The 20544-nt window shown below is 45.6% G+C and carries 20 protein-coding genes and 3 pseudogenes; 16 read left to right on the top strand and 7 right to left on the bottom strand.

Annotated features, from left to right (window positions below; translation table 11 throughout):
- Positions 1-18 precede the first annotated feature (18 nt).
- Together P4S59_RS15435 and P4S59_RS15430 are read right to left on the bottom strand one after the other, a co-directional pair.
- The gene (locus P4S59_RS15435; RefSeq protein WP_337168610.1) at positions 19-624 is read right to left on the bottom strand and encodes a tRNA-uridine aminocarboxypropyltransferase; all 606 of its coding nucleotides are present in this window, start codon (positions 622-624) and stop codon (positions 19-21) included.
- Entirely contained in the window at positions 624-2174 is a 1551-nt protein-coding gene (locus P4S59_RS15430) for a COG3650 family protein (RefSeq protein WP_337168609.1), read from the bottom strand. The genes P4S59_RS15435 and P4S59_RS15430 overlap by 1 nt, the downstream gene beginning before the upstream one ends.
- Positions 2175-2221: 47 nt before the next feature.
- Here P4S59_RS15430 and P4S59_RS15425 point away from each other — a divergent pair, with 47 nt between their 5' ends.
- A complete protein-coding gene (locus P4S59_RS15425) occupies positions 2222-2692 on the top strand; it encodes an EVE domain-containing protein (protein WP_337168608.1) in 471 nt (156 codons plus the stop codon).
- A 53-nt stretch (positions 2693-2745) separates the two neighbouring features.
- On the opposite strand, the gene P4S59_RS15420 is transcribed toward P4S59_RS15425, so the two are convergent.
- Together P4S59_RS15420 and P4S59_RS15415 are read right to left on the bottom strand one after the other, a co-directional pair.
- Entirely contained in the window at positions 2746-3570 is an 825-nt protein-coding gene (locus tag P4S59_RS15420; protein ID WP_005393831.1) for a Cof-type HAD-IIB family hydrolase, read from the bottom strand.
- A 236-nt stretch (positions 3571-3806) separates the two neighbouring features.
- Positions 3807-4814, bottom strand: coding sequence for an alpha/beta fold hydrolase (locus P4S59_RS15415; protein ID WP_046874389.1), 1008 nt, complete (start codon positions 4812-4814; stop codon positions 3807-3809).
- A 65-nt stretch (positions 4815-4879) separates the two neighbouring features.
- Here P4S59_RS15415 and rhtB point away from each other — a divergent pair, with 65 nt between their 5' ends.
- From rhtB to P4S59_RS15380, 7 genes and pseudogenes are all read left to right on the top strand, one after another.
- A complete protein-coding gene (rhtB, locus tag P4S59_RS15410; RefSeq protein ID WP_005393828.1) occupies positions 4880-5497 on the top strand; it encodes a homoserine/homoserine lactone efflux protein in 618 nt (205 codons plus the stop codon).
- Positions 5498-5521: 24 nt separating this feature from the next.
- Positions 5522-6744, top strand: a pseudogene (locus P4S59_RS15405) (EAL and HDOD domain-containing protein).
- 155 nt (positions 6745-6899) lie between these two features.
- Positions 6900-7235: a metalloregulator ArsR/SmtB family transcription factor gene (locus tag P4S59_RS15400; protein WP_005393826.1), complete on the top strand. Its 336-nt coding sequence runs from the start codon at positions 6900-6902 to the stop codon at positions 7233-7235.
- A 42-nt stretch (positions 7236-7277) separates the two neighbouring features.
- Positions 7278-8279 (top strand): ArsJ-associated glyceraldehyde-3-phosphate dehydrogenase, encoded by a 1002-nt coding sequence (locus P4S59_RS15395; protein WP_005393824.1) that lies wholly within the window; start codon positions 7278-7280, stop codon positions 8277-8279.
- A gap of 12 nt (positions 8280-8291) precedes the next feature.
- Positions 8292-8786, top strand: a complete 495-nt coding sequence (locus tag P4S59_RS15390; protein WP_202600835.1) for a cyclin-dependent kinase inhibitor 3 family protein — start codon at positions 8292-8294, stop codon at positions 8784-8786.
- A 256-nt stretch (positions 8787-9042) separates the two neighbouring features.
- Positions 9043-10260: an organoarsenical effux MFS transporter ArsJ gene (gene arsJ / locus P4S59_RS15385; protein ID WP_337168607.1), complete on the top strand. Its 1218-nt coding sequence runs from the start codon at positions 9043-9045 to the stop codon at positions 10258-10260.
- A 285-nt stretch (positions 10261-10545) separates the two neighbouring features.
- Positions 10546-11559 (top strand): acyltransferase, encoded by a 1014-nt coding sequence (locus P4S59_RS15380; protein ID WP_337168606.1) that lies wholly within the window; start codon positions 10546-10548, stop codon positions 11557-11559.
- On the opposite strand, the gene P4S59_RS15375 is transcribed toward P4S59_RS15380, so the two are convergent.
- Entirely contained in the window at positions 11556-11885 is a 330-nt protein-coding gene (locus tag P4S59_RS15375; RefSeq protein ID WP_012841295.1) for a DUF2500 domain-containing protein, read from the bottom strand. The genes P4S59_RS15380 and P4S59_RS15375 overlap by 4 nt on opposite strands.
- A gap of 328 nt (positions 11886-12213) precedes the next feature.
- Between P4S59_RS15375 and P4S59_RS15370 the strand changes: the two genes are divergently transcribed.
- The 4 genes from P4S59_RS15370 (at position 12214) to P4S59_RS15355 (ending at position 15268) form a co-directional block, all read left to right on the top strand.
- Positions 12214-12582, top strand: coding sequence for a hypothetical protein (locus P4S59_RS15370; RefSeq protein ID WP_005393815.1), 369 nt, complete (start codon positions 12214-12216; stop codon positions 12580-12582).
- Between the two features lie 1082 nt (positions 12583-13664).
- Positions 13665-14285: a lysoplasmalogenase gene (locus tag P4S59_RS15365; protein WP_005393811.1), complete on the top strand. Its 621-nt coding sequence runs from the start codon at positions 13665-13667 to the stop codon at positions 14283-14285.
- A 69-nt stretch (positions 14286-14354) separates the two neighbouring features.
- A complete protein-coding gene (locus tag P4S59_RS15360) occupies positions 14355-14576 on the top strand; it encodes a YecH family metal-binding protein (RefSeq protein ID WP_005393809.1) in 222 nt (73 codons plus the stop codon).
- A 107-nt stretch (positions 14577-14683) separates the two neighbouring features.
- Positions 14684-15268: a YhgN family NAAT transporter gene (locus P4S59_RS15355; RefSeq protein ID WP_005393807.1), complete on the top strand. Its 585-nt coding sequence runs from the start codon at positions 14684-14686 to the stop codon at positions 15266-15268.
- A 57-nt stretch (positions 15269-15325) separates the two neighbouring features.
- On the opposite strand, the gene P4S59_RS15350 is transcribed toward P4S59_RS15355, so the two are convergent.
- Together P4S59_RS15350 and rsmD are read right to left on the bottom strand one after the other, a co-directional pair.
- Positions 15326-15592, bottom strand: a complete 267-nt coding sequence (locus tag P4S59_RS15350; RefSeq protein WP_005378704.1) for a DUF1145 domain-containing protein — start codon at positions 15590-15592, stop codon at positions 15326-15328.
- A 25-nt stretch (positions 15593-15617) separates the two neighbouring features.
- A pseudogene (gene rsmD, locus P4S59_RS15345) lies at positions 15618-16216 on the bottom strand (16S rRNA (guanine(966)-N(2))-methyltransferase RsmD).
- A 230-nt stretch (positions 16217-16446) separates the two neighbouring features.
- Here rsmD and ftsY point away from each other — a divergent pair.
- The 4 genes and pseudogenes from ftsY (at position 16447) to rpoH (ending at position 20347) form a co-directional block, all read left to right on the top strand.
- Positions 16447-17658 carry a signal recognition particle-docking protein FtsY gene (gene ftsY / locus P4S59_RS15340; RefSeq protein WP_337168605.1) on the top strand — a complete coding sequence of 404 codons (1212 nt, stop codon included), beginning with the start codon at positions 16447-16449 and terminating at the stop codon, positions 17656-17658.
- A 22-nt stretch (positions 17659-17680) separates the two neighbouring features.
- On the top strand, positions 17681-18355 hold the full coding sequence (gene ftsE / locus P4S59_RS15335) for a cell division ATP-binding protein FtsE (protein ID WP_005393800.1): 675 nt from the start codon (positions 17681-17683) through the stop codon (positions 18353-18355).
- Positions 18345-19313: a permease-like cell division protein FtsX gene (gene ftsX, locus P4S59_RS15330; RefSeq protein WP_005378695.1), complete on the top strand. Its 969-nt coding sequence runs from the start codon at positions 18345-18347 to the stop codon at positions 19311-19313. The genes ftsE and ftsX overlap by 11 nt, the downstream gene beginning before the upstream one ends.
- Positions 19314-19490: 177 nt before the next feature.
- A pseudogene (gene rpoH, locus P4S59_RS15325) lies at positions 19491-20347 on the top strand (RNA polymerase sigma factor RpoH).
- Positions 20348-20544: the final 197 nt, after the last annotated feature.

The following is a 20544-nucleotide window of genomic DNA, read 5'->3' as shown; positions in this document are numbered from 1 at the left end:
AATTCGGTTTTAGTTGAGTTAGCTCAGTGATTGCTTGAGAGCATGGCCACTTTTCTCGGCTTGGAACAGTACAAGGTAGTGAGCAAAGAATGTGAGCATTTTTTGCTGGTTATTTTGCTCGCCTAGTTGTCCGAGTAAATGTGCAGCAACCTCAAAGGTGCACAAGTTGCCTTGTTGCTGATTACGTCGCAGTTGATATTGAGAATCGGCGAGTGCGGAAAGTCCCATAGTAGGGATACTTTCTAACCAACGGCTCTTGTTGATCATCTTGCGTGCCTCTTGCCAGGTGGCATCCAAAATAATAAACAGCGGAGTTTTGGTTTGTTGCTGGCTTTGGAGCGCCACATGTTCGAGTGTGACGCTTTCTTCACTTGGGAATAGAAGCACTGGATACAGCGACGGATCAGCTAATCGAGCGAGCAAGTCTGCTGGTGGTTGTTTTCGGTCCCAGATTACTCGCTCAATATTGAGTTGGCATTGCTCTAGTAGCTGGCCGGTATTAGTATCACGCGTCAGTTCATTCGGATGCATCAACAGCAAGATGTTGTGCTCGCTGGTAAGTTTCGGCACCAGTGAGCACATACAGTTGAATTGAAAACCACAATTTGGACACGGTTGCGACATTACAGACGAACTCCTTCGCGCACAGGGCTAACCCCATCCGAGAACAGACGCACGCCACTGATTTGGTTTGGCGTTGCCGTTGGTGCCATGCTTGGGTTGAGTGGATAGCTAACCCCAGTGTATTGCATCACGTGTTGAGCCGCTTTAGCTCCGCCACCGCTGACATTAAAAATCAGATCTCGCCAACCATGGGAGGTTTGTTGGCCGAGCATAATCGGGCTTTGTACCAGTGTGATGCGGCTATTGAAGCGCCACTCTTTTTCGTGATGTTCAAATATCAGCAATGTACAGCCACCGGAACCACACCAATCCAGCTGTACTAATAGCTCTTCGTTACCATCGCCGTTGAGGTCGTAAGTTAGCCAACGGTATTGGTTGTTGTTGGGGTTAGTTTGGTGAATGAAGAAGTAGTTGCGCACGGCGGCATCTACTTTGGAGTCAAACTCCGCACTAGAAGGTACGTCTGCACTGCTGATGGGCTTGTTGGCGCGTTTCTCGGCTGGTTGCATCATGCCCTCATCACGAACGGTGGCAGGGTAAAGCACCAAACCACCATCGGCGATTGGGTATACCAAGTTACCGACTTTTTCTTTGGTCGCTTTGAGCTGATTGCCTTCTCGCGTAAACAGTCGCTCTGACATCAGTCTTTGTTGTTGATGATGCGTCATGACGACTTGAACCTGAGACGGACTTAATTGTTGCCAGTACCCACGCTCGATTAACGGTGCCTGCCCATTGGCGTAACTGTATTTTGTTGTGGCGCTGTGGTCTGGGTTTAAGGTCATTTGCACCTCAAAACCTTGTGATTGGGTTGAAGTCGCGACATAGGTATTGGCCCAGCTAAGCGTAGCGTCCACGTTTGCAGCCGTACCACAACCTTGATAAGTGTCGCCATCATGTTTTAGCGTCGCTTTCCAGCCATACAAAGAATCACTCATCGTATCTGAGCAGAGGTTTTCTGTTAGGCGAAGTTCACCATCTTGTAGTTGATATGTGCGCTGGCGAGGTTGAAGTTGACTGCTCTTAATCGCTAATTTTTTGGTTTGTTTGCCGATTTGCTGGAATGTCAGTCCATTAGCCTCAAAGCTTGCCGACCAAGAAGGCTCATTACCAAACACGCGAGTTGGTTTGTTTGGTTGCTGACAACGGTTTGGATTTTCCGTTGTGAGGAAGTTCACTTGTTCCATGACAAAGTTAGCATCGAAATCGGCAGAGAACCCATCGATGCCCGGTGGGTTGAGATGGCCGATAACCTCGCCATACATGGTCTGGTAAGGCTCGTTATTTAACTGAATTGCTCGTTGCATTTGCTGTGGTGACAGTTGTAACCAATATTGCTTGTCGCTGCCACAAGGCATGATGTATTGACTCTCGTGACCGACGATCACTTTTCCACGTAGCATAAAGGTTTGAGGTTGAATGGTGTCAGGCTTATCTAAGGTGGCTGGTGGAGAATTTGGGTCGGCAGCGCCAGATTGTGGCGGCTGCGAACTACATGCTTGCAGAACCAGCAGAGTGGCAAGCGCCACTGGGTTTTTCAAAGCCTTCATGTTATATCTTCCTCATTATTGTTACTCAATCGGCATCGGATGGCATTATGGCATATTGGTTATTTAAAACTGAACCAGATACCTTTTCTATTGACACGCTTCGAACCCAAAAGGTTTCATGTTGGGAGGGAGTTCGTAATTATCAGGCGCGCAATATGATGCGTGACCAAGTGAAGGTGGGCGATTTCGTCCTGATTTATCACTCTTCTTGCAAGAATGTTGGTGTTGCCGGTATTGCTAAAGTCGTGAGAGAAGCCTATCCCGATCATTTCCAGTTCGATCCTGAAAGTGATTATTACGATCCAAAGTCAGACCCAGACAACCCGCGTTGGATTATGGTGGATGTCGAATTCGTGCGTAAAACGGCGCGAGTGATTCCGTTATCGGTGATGAAAGCGATGCCAGAACTTGAGAACATGCCATTGGTGAAACGTGGAAATCGCTTGTCGATCATGCCAGTGACAGAAGAAGAGTGGGAAGAGATCCTTGGCAAAGAGAAGTTGCCAAGTCAGCGATAAAAGAAAAGGGCTGCGAATGTGCAGCCCTTTGTTATTGTTTGGAGTATTGCTGCTTACAGCAAGTGATCTTGTAGGTAGTGTGCAACCGCATCTTCTGCATTGCTGCCAATCACTTCGTTATTTGGCAATGCTTTCATCACTTTCTCGTGTGATGTACCCATGACCAATCCTTTACCTGCCATCGACAGCATTTCTACGTCATTCATGCCATCACCAAATGCCACGCAATTTTCTAACGTGAGGCCGAGTTTTTTCGCTACCGCTTCAAGAGCATGGCCTTTAGACACACCTGCACTCATTACTTCCAAGCACCATGGTGTTGAAAACGCAATATTCAGCTTATCGCCAAATTGTTCACGTAGTTTGTTTTCAAACACCACCAAGCGTTCGTGGTCTTGTGCTGGGTGAGTGAAGAAGATTTTCGCAATACCGTCAGTTGGCGCTTGGTCTTCATCGAATAAGACGTATGTGAATTCGTCATGGAAATCACGCAATGTTTCGTCGTCTTTGTTCATCAACCAACTGTCATTTTGATACATGTGGATAAGTATTTCTTGATCGTGCTTGATCGTGTCGATCACGCCTTGAACCAGTTCTGCAGGGACATTCTCGCTGTACATCAGCTGATCTTCCTGGTCATGCACACGGGCACCGTTCGAGGTGATCATGTAAGCCGGAATACCGACCTGACGACGGATGCTCGCAACGTCTACGTGGTGACGGCCTGTTGCAAAGACAAAGGTGTAACCCTTTTCATGCAGCGCTTTTAGCGTCTCTTTTGAGTAAGCACTGAGCTGATGGTTTGGTGCGAGTAACGTGCCATCCAGATCAGAGGCAACGATTTTAGTGATCTCTTTGCAAGGTAGCGATGTGCTCATGAAGTCCTCGTAAACGGTTTGGATAGTGTGGAACAGGTGATTGCAAACGGAGTACAGCAGACTGACTAGATCATGCTGTTCCGAATGCGGGGGAACTTTGGTCGGTTGCACCTGCATGGTTCAACGCAGCCAGACCCAAGCAGTGTACGTCAAAATGAGGATGAAAAAGAGGGTAAATCAATGTGCAGACATTTCCTCTTTAATCATGGCCGTGAAATGGTCGCCTAGAGTTCTTATTATGTTTTTTCGTTTGGCGATGATTTCGGGTCATTCATAAAGCGGAAGATCGCATCGAGTGCTTGATTACGATACTGGTCGGTCTCGAATAAGATCTCATGCTGTGCGCCTTCGATAGAAAGTAGCTCCGCATATGGGTTGGTTTTACGCAATTTATCGATAAAACGTTTTTGCGCCAGATTGCTGACAATACGATCGTTCCCAGCTTGAATCAGGAGCACAGGTACTTTGACTTGGCGAGTCAATAAAAAGCATTGTTTTGCTGCCATTAGCCCTTGCCATACCCATCGTGTGCTCGGTCCACCGACTTGCAGTTCCGGTTTTTCCGTATAGAGATTTCGGAACCATTGGTAGCGACCATAGCTTTGGCTGAGCGGGTTATCTTCAAAGGGTTTAGGAAAGTAGGCCTGATGTCCTGGCGCATAACGTGGCAAAGTGGATACCGCTGACATAATTTGTGTCACAGGAATCGCTATTGGCGATAAGTACCATGGCAGATTAATACCAAACATAGGCGCACTGAGAATCAAACCAGTAAAGGGATGCTCTGGGTGAGTTTGCAGATAACGTGTAGCGATTGCGCCGCCCATGGAGTGGGCAATGATGAAACATTGCTGATAGTCGCTAAGGTCGTGTTTGTTTACGACCATGTCCATATCGTCAATATAATCAGTAAAGTCATAGACGTGACCCATATCTGAGTCAGACAATAGACGATCTGATAAACCTTGTCCGCGGTGGTCAAAGGAATAGACGTCGAAGCCTTGGCGATAGAGATCGTAAAACAGTTCTTGGTATTTCCAGGAAGATTCAATGCGCCCATTAACGATGAGCACGGCTTTTTTATGTTCTGGATTGGTCAGTTTGCACCAGTAGATGTTCTTTTTCTCAGTTCCTTTAACAAAGCCTTCTTGGCGAGTTTGCCAAAGTGCCGCGATCGGACCACCAATTGCTTGCTCAAATAATGACTCTTGAGTATAAGTCAAAGGTGAATGGTTAGTAGCCATTAGTCGATTACCTGAAGATACGTTGTTTACGCGATGTATCATCGAAGAATTAGTGAGGAAATGCAATGGATACCCACGTCTGGTTAGCTTATGTAGTAACTGCAATCGTTTTTAGTTTGGCTCCGGGGTCTGGCACGGTGAACTCAATCAGCAATGGTTTGAGTTACGGTACTCGCAAATCTTTGGGGGCTGTGATCGGTCTCCAAATTGGTTTGGCTATTCACATTGCGTTAGTTGGGGCAGGAATTGGTGCGCTAGTCGCACAATCGGCAACGGCATTTTCTGTCATTAAATGGGTTGGCGCGGCTTATTTGGTTTGGTTGGGTATCCAGAAATGGCGAGACACTTCCAGCTTGGTGGCGGCTGAGAGCCACAAAGACATGTCTGGCATGGCACTCTTGTACAAAGCTATTTTGATTAACCTGACGAACCCTAAATCGATTGTTTTTCTGGTGGCGTTGTTTCCACAGTTTATTGACCCGGCACAAGACCAACTGACGCAACTGTTGGTGCTTGGTGTTACGACTGTTGTGATCGACGCGTGCGTGATGTTGGGTTACACCACCTTGGCGGCGCAAATGGGACGTTTTATTCGCTCCGATAAAATCATGGGGAAAATAAACAAAGTCTTCGGTTCAATGTTTATGGGTTGTGGTGCATTATTAGCAGCTGCAAAGTCATAAGCCATTTATAGGTCCTTCTTTAGCATGAATACAACGTATGTTGCTCGCCAGCCGATCTTTAACCGCAAAAGACAGACGCTGGGTTATGAATTGTTGTTTCGAGATGGGGAGAGTAACGCATACCCTTCGCATATTGAGTCAAACCGAGCAACATACCGATTAATTGTCGAGAATTTCCTATCACTGGGCACTAACCCAGTGATTGCTTCTTCGCGATGCTTTATCAATTTTCCTCATCAAAGCTTGGTGCGCCGCTTACCGCGCAGCTTGCCAAAAAACAAAATCGTCGTCGAAGTCCTGAAACTTGCCAGCCGACCGATGATCTTCTCGATGCGATTCGCGAGTTGTATCGAGAAGGTTATTTGATCGCGCTGGATGATTTCACCTTAACGCCGGAGTGGCGTCGCTTCTTACCTTACGTGCACATCGTTAAACTCGATATCATGGCAATGGGGCTGGAAAAAGCGTGTGCGTTGGTCAAAGCTCACCTTGCTAAACGCGTCAAGTATCACTTTTTGGCGGAACGTGTTGAAACCGCAGAAGAGTTTGAGCAAGCCAAAGCGGCTGGCTTTAAGTTTTTCCAAGGCTACTTTTTTAGTAAGCCATTAGTTTCGAAAACAAAATACGTGAGCCCTGAGCAAGTGTTAGCGCTACAGCTTTTTCGTGAAGTCTGCTCACCAGAGCCAGACTTTACTCGTATTGAAACCATCATTACGCAAGATGTCGCGTTGTCGTACAAATTATTGCGCTTTGTAAATACGCAAGCGCCAAACCTCGCTGTCGAAATCAGCTCGTTTCGTCAGGCCTTGATCTACCTTGGTCAGGATAATCTTAAGCAGTTTGTCTCCTTGGTCGTGGCGTCGTATATCTCTAGTAACAAGCCTCGAGAGCTGTATCACCTTTCATTACAACGAGCGCAGTTCTGCCAATTAATGTCGCGTTATCAGCCATTTTCCTACCTCAACGAACAAGGGTTTATGGTCGGCTTATTATCTATTTTAGATGCGATGCTTGATTTGTCGGTGGAATCTTTAGTCAAGCAATTGCCACTTAGCGAATCTGTACAACAAGCCTTATTACATCGCAAGGGGGTTTATGGTGCGCTGATTTCTCTCGAAGAGTGTTACGAGCGTGCCGACTGGTCAGGCGTTGAAAAAATCACGACGCAGTTGGGATTGTCTTTGGAAGAGGTCAAGCTCTCGTTAGGCGAAGCGGTTCGCTGGAGTCAAAACGTCGCAACCGCGTAAATTTCTGCCGTATCTTTATTCTCTCTAACCGTTCTTCTCTCAATCTTTATTAGCTGTTTCGATGTGAAACTTTTATGACGATGGGCCGTTTCCTCTTGACGATATATCTTAATTAAATAAACATATACGCATATCCATATATAGGTATGTTCATTATGCTTCCACATCAGTTTTTTAAGCTGTTATCCGATGAAACACGCGTACGTTGTTTAATGCTCGTGGCCCGTGAAGGTGAAACTTGCGTTGGCGATTTGGCGTTTGCTCTACAAGAGAGCCAGCCGAAAGTTTCTCGTCATCTTGCTCAGTTACGCTCTAGTGGCATCTTGGTGGATAAACGCCGAGGGCAATGGGTGTACTACGAGTTATCGCAGCAATTACCAGGTTGGATGCGTAAGCTGATTGAAGACTTAGTGGCATCAAACTGTTTAAAGCAAGAGTACCAAGACGACATCACACGCTTGCACGATAAAAGTCGTGAGGCTTGCTGTTAATAGCAAACAGAGATTCAAGGTAGAAGATTAAAGGGTAAAACTATGACAATTAAAGTAGGCATTAATGGCTTTGGCCGAATTGGTCGTTTAGCACTGCGAGCGGCATTCGACTGGCCAGAGTTAGAGTTTGTGCAAATCAACGATGTCGCAGGTGATGCAGCGACGCTTGGCCACTTATTAGAGTTCGATTCAGTGCAAGGTCGTTGGCACCATGAAGTGCAGGTTGAAGGCAATGAACTCGTCATCAATGGCAAGCGCATCGCCACGACTCAGCAACGTGACATCGATGCCGTGAACTGGTCTGGCTGCGATGTTGTGATTGAAGCGACAGGTGTACACCGCAAAACCTCGTATCTAGACCAATACCTCGATCAAGGTGTGAAGCGCGTGGTGGTGAGTGCGCCAGTGAAAGAAGAAGGCATTGCGAACATTGTTGTTGGCGTGAACGATCATATTTTCGACCCTGAAAAACATCGTATCGTGACAGCCGCTTCATGTACAACAAACTGTATAGCGCCTGTGGTGAAAGTCATTCATGAGAAGTTGGGCATTGAGCAATCCTCTTTCACGACAATTCACGATTTGACCAATACGCAAACCATTTTGGATGCGCCACATAAAGACCTGCGTCGTGCTCGTGCGTGCGGCATGAGTCTTATCCCGACCACTACCGGTAGTGCGACAGCAATTGTGGAAATTTTCCCAGACTTAAAAGGCAAGATTAACGGCCACGCGGTACGTGTACCATTGGCGAATGCGTCATTGACCGACATCATCTTCGATGTAAAACGCGATACCACAGCAGAAGAAGTGAACGCTTTGCTGAAAGAGGCGTCGGAAGGGGAGTTAAAAGGCATTCTTGGCTTTGAGGAACGTCCGTTAGTGTCGATCGATTACAAAGGCGACCAACGCTCAACCATCGTTGATGCACAATCCACCATGGTGGTTGGCTCACGAATGGTAAAGATTTACGCGTGGTACGACAATGAAATGGGTTACGCAACGCGCACCGCAGAATTGGTTCGTAACGTTGGTCTGGCATAACAGGAGTTCATAATGTCTCATCCTACATGGCAATTAGATTTGGATTCTGGTGCATTAGTCCTAACACCGTGCCCGGGTACCAAAGGCGTCGAGTTGAAAGCGTCGTTGGAACAGTTGAAGGAGCAGGGGGTTCAAGCGGTCGTTACTGCATTGGACGATAGCGAGTTAGCAGCGAAAGACGTTGCGGCTTTGGGTGACACCACTCAGCAGCTGGGCATGAAATGGTTCCAGATCGAGATTGAAGATGACTGCGCACCAAGTGAAGAATTTGCGGCGAAGTGGCACCAAGCCAGTCCGGAACTGCATGCGATTCTTGCTCAAGGTGGCAAAGTCGCGATGCACTGCATGGGTGGCTCGGGTCGCACAGGTTTGTTTGCGGCTCACTTGTTGCTAGAGAAGAAATGGCAGTTAGAAGATATCGTGCGAGAAGTGCAAGCTCTTCGCCCTGGTGCGTTTACAAAACCGGTGCAGCTTGAGTACATCGAACGCGTGGCGAAAGACGCTTGATCAGCTTAAATAGCTTTTGGAACATCATGATCCAAAAGCTATTTTCCAGTTTATATAATGGAAAATAGGTCAGCAGTAAAACTAAAGATTTTAATTTAAGCTTTTGTTTTTATTGGTTATCTTTGTCCATTTTTAAATTTCGGTGTGTTTGTGAATTCGAACTAAGGTTGTATCGCCTTATGGTTGGTGTACAGGTTAATAAGCATTTGGCACATGATGATCTAAATGCTTCTATCGCTGTACATAAGAGGTCAATATGATTTCTCAATTGAGCAAAAGTATTCGTCAGTACATGTTAGTGACGTTTAACTATTGGAACTTTACCGTGACCGACGGAGCGCTGCGTATGCTGGTGGTGCTCTATTTTCACGACTTGGGTTATTCCACGTTAGCTATTGCCTCACTGTTCCTTTTCTATGAATTTTTTGGTGTGGTGACCAATATGATTGGTGGGTGGTTGGGCGCAAGGTTAGGCCTGAACAAAACCATGAACATTGGTTTAGCGATGCAAGTGTTTGCGTTGTTGATGCTGGCAGTACCCAACGCATGGCTGACGATTCCTTGGGTGATGGCGGCGCAAGCTTTGTCGGGGATTGCCAAAGATCTCAACAAGATGAGTGCCAAGAGTGCGATTAAAACATTAGTACCAGACGAGCAGCAAGGCGCACTTTACAAATGGGTGGCTATTTTGACGGGCTCGAAGAACGCGCTCAAAGGAGCGGGTTTCTTTGTCGGTGGCTTGTTGTTGTCTTGGGTGGGTTTCCAAAACTCGATGTTTATTATGGCGAGTGTGCTGGCATTGGTGTTTGTTTGCAGCATGATCTGGCTAGAAGCTGACATGGGTAAAGCAAAGAGCAAACCTAAGTTTCGCCAAATTTTCTCCAAGTCCGAATCTATAAATATTTTATCTGCGGCACGTATGTTCTTGTTTGGGGCGCGTGATGTGTGGTTTGTGGTCGCTCTGCCTATTTATCTCGGCAGTGTGTTTGGCTGGGATCACTTGTGGGTTGGTGGCTTTTTAGCCGCATGGGTCATTGCTTATGGGTTTGTGCAAGGCTTTGCGCCGCGTATTACTGGCAAAGCGCAAGGTCGCGTGCCTGATGGTAGTGCAGCATTAGTATGGGCAGGAACTCTTGCGTTAATTACGGGCGGTATTGCTTATGGTGTGCAAATCGGCTGGCAGCCTGAGTTGGTAATTGTTGTGGGGTTAATGATTTTTGGTGCTGTGTTTGCCATTAACTCTTCACTTCACTCGTATCTGATTGTGAGCTATGCCAAAGGCGATGGTGTGTCTCTGGATGTTGGCTTCTATTACATGGCCAATGCGATGGGACGTTTGATTGGCACGGTATTATCGGGTTGGATCTACCAAGAGGCTGGTCTTGCGGCGTGCTTATGGGTCTCCTTTGCTTTCTTGGCGCTGACGACGTTGATTTCGATTAAGTTGCCAAAAGCTAACGTTGCCACAGCGTAAATTTTGCCCGGTGTTTTTATCTGTAGATCGTACAAAATGGCTCCAACTTGGAGCCATTTTTTGTTTCTTGTACATCACGCGGCGTAATCAAGTGGTGTGGGTTCGGTCTCGTGAGTTCATGCTGATGTTTGGTTTTTGTTCCCGCCAACGGATTAGAGTGGCGATGAAATCCCCGTTGTAGGTCATTGTTGCGTTAAAAATAAGCAAAAACAGATTGTTAACCATTTCACTGGCTGAGATTTACCCTATGCTATAAACGATAAGCGACTCAAAGTAGGGAAAGGTATGAGAGAAAGGGTTCTGTTTTTTGATTTATTGCGCTGCTTTGCTGCGGTGGCAGTGATCGCCATTCACGTCTTGGCCCCTTATCGAAATGAGTTAGGAGTGATTCCGTTTGACCAATGGTTGACGGCGGTAGGCGTTAATAGCGTTACCCGCTGGGCGGTGCCAGTTTTCATTCTGATAACCGGAGCGCTGATGCTCAGTGACACTCGACCATTTGACGGTAAGTATTATATCAAAAGGCGTTTAGGCAAAGTCCTAGTCCCATTTCTTATTTGGTCGATGTTTTATGCATACCTCTCTGGCTGGACGGCTCAAGGGTTTGACTTTGAAACCGTAAAAGAGGTGTTAAGCAATAGCCCATTCCACGCAACGTATTACCACCTCGGTTTTTTCTATTACTTTATACCGCTGTATTTTGTGATTCCGTTGTTCCAATGGATGGTACGCAACGTTGATGACAATGTGTTGTATACCTATCTCGCATTTTGGCTTTTCACCAGCACGCTATTTTTGTTCAAGATTGATGGTCCGTGGAGTAACCAAATGTGGCTCTACATGGGTTACCTTCCTCTGGGTTATGTTCTATTTCAAAAAGTGCCTTTGAACCGCTCTATGGTGACCTTATTTACAGGGTTTGGCCTCGTCGCGTTGACTGTGACATTTACTATGGTCGTGACGAACAGTTTAGAGGCAGAGAAGTACACGGTTGGACGCTGGCTTTCTTACAAAACACTGAATGTCATTCTAGCGGCTTCGATGATTTTCATGATCGGTCGTTACTTTGGGGAAGGCTTGTCACCAAAAGTACAAAAAGTGGTGAGTGTGATCAGTCAGCACAGCTTGGGGATTTACTTACTTCACCCAATTTTCTTATGGCCGATGAAAGCGTTTGGTTGGTACACCGGACATCCCGCATGGGTGATTCCAGTCTGGATCATTATCAGTGGAGCTGGAGCCTTGGCGATGAGCTATCTCTTTTCTCGCTCTGCCAAGACTCGTTGGTTACTGCCTTAACGTTTGATGGCGAAGTGAAGGAATTTGTTACCACGATAGGTTAGCGTTCCTTTATCTCCAGGGTTGAGTGCATGGTAGTAGTGCACTCCAATTTGGAACTCTCGTTTAGGGCCAATAGAACCGCGTTGGACATAAATCCAATATTCTTGGTCGTCTTGGCCTGGTGGTGCATCTGGGACGTCGATAGCTTGCTTATCTAAAATAGTTACCTGTGCACTTTGTTCTGGAGCGTCTTCGCCCACATAGTGCTTGCTATAGAAACGAAAAAATACCCATGCGCCCAAAGCAATAAGGGCGAACAGGGCGACAATAAGTGAGATTGGCATGTTAACCTCCGATGTTTCATTGAGCTCTATTCTACAGAACTCATTGATGAAACGATGAGTTGAGATAACTTATTCATAATCTAATGAAAGGGACATGAATTTTATTCGGCGCACTTCACGGTTTACCTCAATGGGGGCGCGATGAAATCGTTGCTTCATCTGCAAGCTACGTCACTAAAGCTGAACTAAGCAGCTTTCACTTGTCTGGCTATATGCGCTCAAGGGCACAAATTGAAAGTAAAATTGCACTTAACGGCTCGAAAAAGCTCTAAATTTATAGAAGAATAAAAATAACGAACACGGGAAGGGTCTGGTAAGGAGGGTTACGATGTCAGATATTGAAAAAGTAGTCATGCGTACCCGAACGATCGAAAAACTTTTGCGTACTCAGTACCATGCAGAAGGGAAAGGGTTACACCAACTTATTAATAGTTGTGAAGAACGTTTACCACATGACGTGATAGCGAAGCTTCGTTTTATCGCTACTGTGCGTAATAAAGTGGTTCACGAAGACGATTATAAGCTGGATGATCGGAAAGGCTTTATGGCGGCATGTGACGCTTGTGAAAAAGAGCTAACGCCAAGAAGCTCTCGTTTTATTTGGCGTGCAGCAATTTTGCTAATGACGTTGATTACGCTCGCCGCTCTTGGTTTCTACTACATGCATTGGGATATCTTGTCCAAACACATACAGTAGAAAAGCACAGATAAATAAAAAAGGACGCATTTGCGTCCTTTTTTATTTTTAATCAGTAGGTTAGTACATCATTGGCAGTGTCATTAAACCCACAACCACTGCAATCATTACCAGCCCTTGTTTTTGAGAAGATGAAATCATAACACTACCCCTTAATCTTTGATGAACTCGATGAATTTAATATAGCACTGTTTTTGGGGTTTGATCAACATATGCTCGATAATCTTTTCAAAAAATACACTTAACTTGTCTTTTTTTACGTGTTTTTGACTAATGAAACTGTGTTTTTTGTGTTGTATTTAAAATGCTCGTATTGTGTGATTGTTGTTCATATTTTATTTAAGTATATGATTTTAAAGTGTCAATCTTGGTTTGTTGTTGGCTTGGAAATTGTTTTTTGTTTCGGTTGGTATGTTGATTGCCGATTTTGTCTGTGTTTCTCAAAAATTGAGAAAATAAAAAGATGTGCTATTGAGGTGCATCATTGAGTTGAGGTGTGGAAGGGGAATTTTCTTATCTAATGAGAAAATATGGGCTTAAAAAGTGTTTAGTGATTTGATGGTTTATGAAGTCGGTGTTTTCGATGGTTGTTGATAATTTTGCTTTATTTATCATTAGTTTATGTTCGTTATTTGATGCTTTTGTTATTGAGTTAAGTTTGATTTTTCATGTTGTTCTAATCTGTTCATCGGTGGTTTCTACTATCTTAGCTCGCTACCAAGACGATTTTCTGTTTTGTGTCTGTTATTTATTCTTGTTGCCTGTGATGTATACAGTCTGATGGTTTGGTCATCAGTTTTTGACGTGATGGGTTACCAAGGCCATTGGGCTGCTTTTTAGTTAAATGGCCTGACTAAGCGCGGGTTATTGTGCCGTGTGATTTGATGAACTTGGCTCATGGGATAGGGCTCTGTCCCATATTTATGGCCGTCACTAAGGCTTATCGACTTAATTGTTGTGCAGACTGAGGGTTACAAAATGTTTCGAATCGCTAGCGAGATCCAACTTTCGCAGATTGTGTCTTTACATCAAAACTGGTCTACCTAGACTAGCGGCGAGTTTAAGTAAAAGGTGTATACGGCATGTGGAGTTGGCTGGCGATAGGGCTATCAGGTGTGTATTCCGTGTTGGGAGCAAAACAAGCTAACCCGACACAATCCCTCGTGTTTAAAATCTTTACTCTGCTACTTCTTCTTGTGTTGGTGTTAACTCAAGGCGCATCCGCAACATATACCTACTGGATTGCGGGTGGGCTTATTGTGTCTATGGTGGCAGATACGCTGCACTCGTTTAAAACTCGCAAGCTAATTTACTTTGCTGCGTATTTGCTTGCTCAGGTGTGCTACAGCAAGTCATTTTGGGTGCAGCTTAATGGTGAGATTGTCTGGTGGCTGTTGGCCCTACTGCTCGCAGCGAGTATCGTGGCGTTCTTTTTGTTGCTACCTCAACTTGACTCTCTGGTGTTTCCTGTTGTGATCATGGGGATGATGTTGGTTCAGCTTGCTTGGGCGGCGGGTGAAGTTTGGTTGCAGGCCCCGAGCTATGCCAATGCTATCGGTTTCAGCGGAACCCTAGTTTTGATCTATTCGGCGTTGGCGTATGCGATACACGGTTACCGAAAACCGATGAAACACGCCTATTTGTGGGTAAGTGGTAGCTACTTCTTTGCCCACGCCCTCATTGTTGCCTCTATCATTTACTAATTTAAGTCAAAGCAGCTCCCGAAGATTTCAGTAAACTGGACGTATTGTTCTTGATGACTGGAGTCAATAATGAGTGAAATCCATGCCCACGAGCTGCTAAACCTACTTCGAGAAACGCCAATGGATCGCGAAGCGCTGGCACAGCACTTTGGCAACACCGTTCGCTTTCACACCTGTAAACTGAATGATCTAGACTTAGATGCATTGCTAGCATTTTTGCTCAAGCGCGACAAAATCCGTGAGCTTGAAGGTAAGTTTGTGGTCAATATGGCGCGTGTCTGCAATCACTAAGCGGCGGCTATGATGCGAGGGTGAATATGCTGTTTTCGCCCTCAGCCATGTACTCACGTTGTCAGTTTGCTATACACTGGCCGCCATTTTTTAGGTGAGGCCAGAATATGGACATTCTTTCTGCAGCGACCATGCTGTTTCTAATCATGGACCCTCTCGGTAATTTGCCGATTGTGTTGTCTATTCTCAAGCACATCGATCCTAAGCGTCGCCGTAAGGTATTGATTCGTGAACTACTGTTTGCCTTACTAATCTTGATGTTGTTTCTGTTTGCAGGACAAAGCATCTTAAGTTTTTTGCATGTCCAGCCAGAAACGCTCAGCATTTCAGGTGGCATTATTCTCTTCATTATCGCGATTAAGATGATCTTTCCGAGTGCTGGCAGCATCACTGGACTGGCGGCAGGCGAGGAGCCCTTTATTGTTCCGATGGCCATTCCTATGATCGCGGGCCCTTCAGTGATTGCAGCATTGCTTTTGCTATCTTCACAGCATCCAGAAAAAATGTTGGAAATGTCCGCATCAGTTGTGATTGCGTGGGGCGCAACATTTTTTATTCTAATGTTTTATGGCTTCTTTAATCGTTTGTTGGGCGAGCGTGGCTTAAAAGCGGTAGAGCGTTTAATGGGCTTGTTGCTGGTGATGATCTCTACTCAAATGTTTTTGGATGGTGTTAAGAGCTATCTTGGGTGATGGAATAAACGTAATAAAAAAGCCGCTCTTGTGAGCGGCTTTTTAGTATTTGGGCGATTACATCATGTGTTTACGACGAATATCGAGCAGGGCAAAAATACCAAAGATCAGGATAGAATATTTTTCCCAACTGCTCATTTTAATTTTGTCGCCAAATGCGCCAATGAAGATGGCCATTTGCAAACCGTGCATGATGAACAAAAAAGCGGTCATGATGTACAGCGCAATCGCGGCATTGCCGGGAAACGGCATAAAGATATTGAGGATCAATACTAACCAAACAAAGGCGATAGCCGCTTTGGCCAGCATAATTAATGCTTTCATTTAAGTGTCCTTTTAAATCGAGGCGTTATGCGGAGGTACGTTCATACAGACGATAGCTCACTTGGCCTGCTGTTTTTTCTCGATGTAACTGCCAGTTTTCTGGTAAGTCGGCAATATTGAGTTCTTTTTCTGTTTCAATATAAATCATCGCATCTTCCGCGAGCCAGCCATTTTGTTCTAGCAGAGCCACGGTCTCATCCAATAGACCTTTGCGAAACGGTGGGTCAATAAACACCACATGGTGAGCAGTACCCGGCTGTTCTAAAAAGCTCAGTGCGTCGGTATTTACCACTTGGATGTTGTTCGCGTTAAGAGAGGCAACATTCTTCTGTAACTGTTGGAAAGCTTGTGGGTTCAGCTCGACCATGGTCACTTGCTCTGCTTGGCGCGAAGCCGACTCAAAGCCTAAGCCGCCGGAGCCGGCAAATAAGTCGAGACATTTTGCTTGCGGCACATCTTGAGCCAGCCAGTTAAATAGCGTTTCTTTGACGCGATCGGTCGTTGGGCGTAAGCCTTCAGCATCGTGTACAGGAAGTTTTCTGCCTCTCCATAAGCCACTAATAATGCGAACAAAGCCTGTTGTTGGCTTTTTTGTGATGAGTTTTGCTGGCGACGTCTTACCATAGATTTTTTGACCGCTAATAAAGTGATACTATATCTAATCGCCCAAGCCGTGAGCTTGGAGCTTGGATACAGCCCAGAATATTCAAGATGACAGAGTGTAACACTAATAAGATTAGAATTACCTAATCGGAAAGTTTTCACAACTTTGTCATTAGCCTTTTTTAGACAGATAATAATCTTGTCAAAAAAGAGTCATTAATAGATAAAAGAACAATCTAGGATAGCCCCAGATGACGGAAAAAAAGAAGCGCGGATTACTTTCGTGGCTAGGTTTTGGTGACGAAGAACAAAGCCCAAAACCAAAAACTGAAGAAACAGTAAAAGAAGAAGCAGTGGATGCGCCTTCTGAAGAGCAGCAAACCGACGCGGCTGCTGAGCAAGCGGAAGCAACGCTAGAACTTGAAGAAGAATCGAAAAAAGCGGAGGCTGCCCCAGCAGAAGCAGAAGCAGAAGCAGAAGCAGAAGCAGAAGAGCCTCAAGTGCCTGCTGCACCTCGCGTTCAAGAACAAGAAAAGCCAACAGAGAGCTTTTTTGCTCGCCTCAAACGCAGCCTAAGCCGCACAAAAGCAAACATCGGCGCTGGCTTCTTCGGTCTGTTCAGCGGTAAGAAAATCGATGAAGACTTATTTGAAGAGCTAGAAGAGCAACTGCTTATTGCTGATGTGGGCATGAATACCACAACAAAAATTATCAACAACCTGACAGAAAAAGCCACACGTGGCGATCTGAAAGACGGCGAAGCCCTTTATGGTTTGTTGAAAGAAGAAATGGCTGAGATTCTTTCTAAAGTCGAACAGCCACTAGAAATCGACAGCAACAAAACGCCTTACGTCATCTTAATGGTTGGTGTAAATGGCGTGGGTAAAACCACGACCATCGGTAAGCTTGCCAAGCAGTTCCAAACTCAAGGCAAAAAAGTGATGCTTGCAGCGGGCGATACTTTCCGTGCCGCAGCGGTTGAGCAGCTACAAGTATGGGGTGAGCGTAACAACGTTCCTGTGATTGCCCAGCATACTGGCGCAGACAGTGCTTCTGTTATCTATGATGCGATTGAAGCGGCAAAAGCACGTGGTGTGGATGTTGTGATTGCCGATACCGCGGGTCGTTTACAGAACAAAGCGAACCTAATGGAAGAGCTGCGTAAGATTGTACGTGTGATGAAGAAAATTGATGACTCTGCACCACACGAGATCATGCTGACGCTAGACGCAGGTACAGGGCAAAATGCCATCAGCCAAGCGAAACTTTTCAGTGATGTTGCCCCTCTAACCGGGATTACCTTGACTAAGCTGGATGGTACAGCGAAAGGCGGCGTAATTTTCGCTATTGCCGATCAGTTTGGTATTCCAATTCGTTACATTGGTGTGGGTGAAGGTATCGAAGACTTGCGTCCATTTGAAACTCAAGAGTTTATTGACGCACTGTTTAGTCGTGAAGAATAAAAAGAGTTAGAGGAAATCAACGGTGATCAAATTTCAGCAAGTGAGCAAAGCTTACCGAGGTGGTCGACAAGCACTGCAAAAAGTCGATTTTCACCTGAGGCGCGGTGAAATGGCGTTTTTAGGCGGGCATTCCGGGGCTGGTAAAAGTACCTTGCTGAAATTGATCTGCGCGATAGAGCGCCCAACCGATGGAAAAATCCATTTTAATGGTCACGATATCACGCGTATTCCAAGCAAAGACATCCCTTTTTTGCGCCGCAATATTGGTATTGTTTTTCAAGATCATCGCCTATTGATGGATCGCAGTGTGTACGACAATGTCGCTCTGCCAATGCGTATCGAATCGATTTCTGAAAACGAAATCAAACGCCGTGTTTCTGCGGCGTTAGATAAAACGGGCTTACTCGATAAAGCTCGTTGCCTACCTAGTCAACTTTCTGGTGGTGAGCAACAACGCGTCGGTATTGCTCGTGCCGTAGTCAATCGACCAACGTTGCTGGTGGCTGATGAGCCGACAGGTAACCTTGACCCAGAATTATCCAACCGTGTGTTGCGTCTATTCGAAGAATTTAATCGTGCGGGAGTGACCATCTTACTCGCCACGCACGATGTGGGGTTAGTAAATACTCGCCCACAGTATCGTCATTTTGAATTAAACCAGGGCTTCCTAAGTGAGGTAGAAGACTATGGCAGGTAACAAGCACTCCCAAAAGAAGGGGAAAGGCCGCAGTGCCAAGCGTGCAAATACCGATGGTTTTTTCTCTGTCCACGCAAAACAAGCAAAATCCTCTTTTAGCGCCTTATGGCAACGACCTTTAGGTAATATCCTGACCCTAGCCGTGATTTCAATGGCTCTCGCTATGCCAGCTTGTTTGTATCTACTGGGGAAAAACGTCGCGGGTGCCGCGGAAGATGTGGCATCTCCCTCGCAAGTTAGTGCTTACTTAGTAGAAGGCATGCCGGATGCACGTGTGATGGTTCTCAAAGATCAAATTGAAACTTGGCCTTTGGTAAAAGAAGTAGAATATATTTCTCCACAGCAAGGTTTGTCTGATTTGAGCCAATATGCAGGATTCGATCAGGCTATCAGCCTTTTAAGTGGCTATGCGCTACCCGGTGTGTTGGTGATTACGCCAGACTCGGAGCTAAAAAGTGATATTCAGTCATTAGCCAAAGACGTTCGAGAGCAACAAGATGTGACCGATGTGAGACTTGACGAAGACTGGCTGGCGCGTCTTGATGCGATCAAAACTCTCGCGAGTATTATTGTCATTACTCTGACAGTGTTGATGCTCGGTGCGGTATTTTTAATCGTTGGCAACACGTTGCGATTTAATGTGCTGGCGAATAAAGAAGAGATTCAAACCATGAAACTGATCGGTGCGACGGACAGTTTTATTCTGCGCCCTTATTTGTACACGGGTATGTGGTTTGGCGTATTAGGTGCCACCATCGCGTGGTTGGTAACGGCTTTAGTGACCATTGTTATGAATAGTGCGGTGGAAGATCTTGCTGCGTTGTACGACAGTCAGTTTCGCCTGATTGGTCTAAGCTGGGATGAATCTTTGCTATTAATCATCATTGGTAGTCTTTTGGGATGCATTGCGGCGCGCTTTTCTGCGCAACGACATTTAAAAGAAATTGAACCAGTTTAAGTGATGAAGGTCTTACTACTTGGATTTTATTTGCACTAGCTAATCTGGATCCCTTGTTTAGACCGAATGTTTATGGATAATTGCTTCCCCTTCTTGAAACTTGTTCATTTTGAGTTCAAGATATCGAAGCTAAATTTGCAATGTAATGCTCCAGATCAGAGATTGATGAGGAATTGAATGACAAAAGAAGCGTATCCGATGGCTCTAGTCACGCAAGATAGCCTTGATAGCTATATTCGCTCAGTAAACAGCTACCCAATGCTGACTGCAGACGAAGAGCGTGAGCTGGCAGAACGATTACACTACAAAGGTGAGATTGAGGCTGCAAAAGGTCTAATTCTTTCGCACCTACGATTCGTTGTTCACGTTGCTCGTGGTTACTCTGGCTACGGTTTGCCAATGGCGGACCTTGTGCAAGAGGGTAACATCGGTCTAATGAAAGCCGTTAAGCGTTTTAACCCAGAGGTAGGGGTTCGCTTGGTGTCTTTTGCTGTCCACTGGATCAAAGCAGAGATCCACGAATACGTGCTACGTAACTGGCGTATCGTGAAAATTGCGACCACTAAAGCGCAACGTAAGTTGTTCTTCAACTTGCGTAAGTCGAAAAAGCGCTTGGGTTGGTTTAACAACGGTGAAGTCGAAACCGTTGCGCGTGAGTTAGGTGTTGAGCCTTCTGAAGTTCGCGAGATGGAATCACGCTTAGCGGCGGTGGATTCAACCTTTGATATGCCAACTGATGAAGACGACAGCTCAAACGCTTACACAGCGCCGATGCTGTACCTAGAAGACAAATCGTCTGATGTGGCTGACAACATCGAAGCTGCAAACTGGGAAATGCACACCAACAATCGCTTGGGTCATGCATTAGCGAGTTTGGATGAGCGTAGTCAGCGCATCGTGCGTTCTCGTTGGTTAGATGATGAGAAAGCAACATTGCAAGACTTAGCTGATGAGTTTGGTGTTTCTGCCGAGCGTATTCGTCAGCTAGAAAAAACGCAATGAAGAAACTAAAATTGGCTGTGGGTGAATTTTAAGTTCTACTGCTAATTGAAAGTAAGATTTTCATAGAAAGCCGAGATCATGTGATCTCGGCTTTTTTATTGTCGATCGAAAATCGATAGCGTTTGCGATCCGGATTTTATGTGCTACCTGTGTATAACTCTGTGAAGTAATTATTTATCAACTGTTCGAAACCCGGACAAAATAAGGGATTCAAGCACTTTTCCATCTG

Origin of the sequence: Vibrio sp. M60_M70 (genome assembly GCF_037162085.1) — a bacterium.
Lineage (GTDB): Bacteria > Pseudomonadota > Gammaproteobacteria > Enterobacterales > Vibrionaceae > Vibrio > Vibrio diabolicus.
This window is presented reverse-complemented; position numbering and strand designations above follow the sequence as displayed.

Excerpts from the sequence above, each read along its gene's own strand:
- P4S59_RS15435 (WP_337168610.1), bottom strand. The coding sequence starts at position 624 with ATGTCGCAACCGTGTCCAAATTGTGGTTTTCAATTCAACTGTATGTGC.
- P4S59_RS15430 (WP_337168609.1), bottom strand. The coding sequence starts at position 2,174 with ATGAAGGCTTTGAAAAACCCAGTGGCGCTTGCCACTCTGCTGGTTCTG.
- P4S59_RS15425 (WP_337168608.1), top strand. The coding sequence starts at position 2,222 with ATGGCATATTGGTTATTTAAAACTGAACCAGATACCTTTTCTATTGAC.
- P4S59_RS15420 (WP_005393831.1), bottom strand. The coding sequence starts at position 3,570 with ATGAGCACATCGCTACCTTGCAAAGAGATCACTAAAATCGTTGCCTCT.
- P4S59_RS15415 (WP_046874389.1), bottom strand. The coding sequence starts at position 4,814 with ATGGCTACTAACCATTCACCTTTGACTTATACTCAAGAGTCATTATTT.
- rhtB (WP_005393828.1), top strand. The coding sequence starts at position 4,880 with ATGGATACCCACGTCTGGTTAGCTTATGTAGTAACTGCAATCGTTTTT.
- P4S59_RS15400 (WP_005393826.1), top strand. The coding sequence starts at position 6,900 with ATGCTTCCACATCAGTTTTTTAAGCTGTTATCCGATGAAACACGCGTA.
- P4S59_RS15395 (WP_005393824.1), top strand. The coding sequence starts at position 7,278 with ATGACAATTAAAGTAGGCATTAATGGCTTTGGCCGAATTGGTCGTTTA.
- P4S59_RS15390 (WP_202600835.1), top strand. The coding sequence starts at position 8,292 with ATGTCTCATCCTACATGGCAATTAGATTTGGATTCTGGTGCATTAGTC.
- arsJ (WP_337168607.1), top strand. The coding sequence starts at position 9,043 with ATGATTTCTCAATTGAGCAAAAGTATTCGTCAGTACATGTTAGTGACG.
- P4S59_RS15380 (WP_337168606.1), top strand. The coding sequence starts at position 10,546 with ATGAGAGAAAGGGTTCTGTTTTTTGATTTATTGCGCTGCTTTGCTGCG.
- P4S59_RS15375 (WP_012841295.1), bottom strand. The coding sequence starts at position 11,885 with ATGCCAATCTCACTTATTGTCGCCCTGTTCGCCCTTATTGCTTTGGGC.
- P4S59_RS15370 (WP_005393815.1), top strand. The coding sequence starts at position 12,214 with ATGTCAGATATTGAAAAAGTAGTCATGCGTACCCGAACGATCGAAAAA.
- P4S59_RS15365 (WP_005393811.1), top strand. The coding sequence starts at position 13,665 with ATGTGGAGTTGGCTGGCGATAGGGCTATCAGGTGTGTATTCCGTGTTG.
- P4S59_RS15360 (WP_005393809.1), top strand. The coding sequence starts at position 14,355 with ATGAGTGAAATCCATGCCCACGAGCTGCTAAACCTACTTCGAGAAACG.
- P4S59_RS15355 (WP_005393807.1), top strand. The coding sequence starts at position 14,684 with ATGGACATTCTTTCTGCAGCGACCATGCTGTTTCTAATCATGGACCCT.
- P4S59_RS15350 (WP_005378704.1), bottom strand. The coding sequence starts at position 15,592 with ATGAAAGCATTAATTATGCTGGCCAAAGCGGCTATCGCCTTTGTTTGG.
- ftsY (WP_337168605.1), top strand. The coding sequence starts at position 16,447 with ATGACGGAAAAAAAGAAGCGCGGATTACTTTCGTGGCTAGGTTTTGGT.
- ftsX (WP_005378695.1), top strand. The coding sequence starts at position 18,345 with ATGGCAGGTAACAAGCACTCCCAAAAGAAGGGGAAAGGCCGCAGTGCC.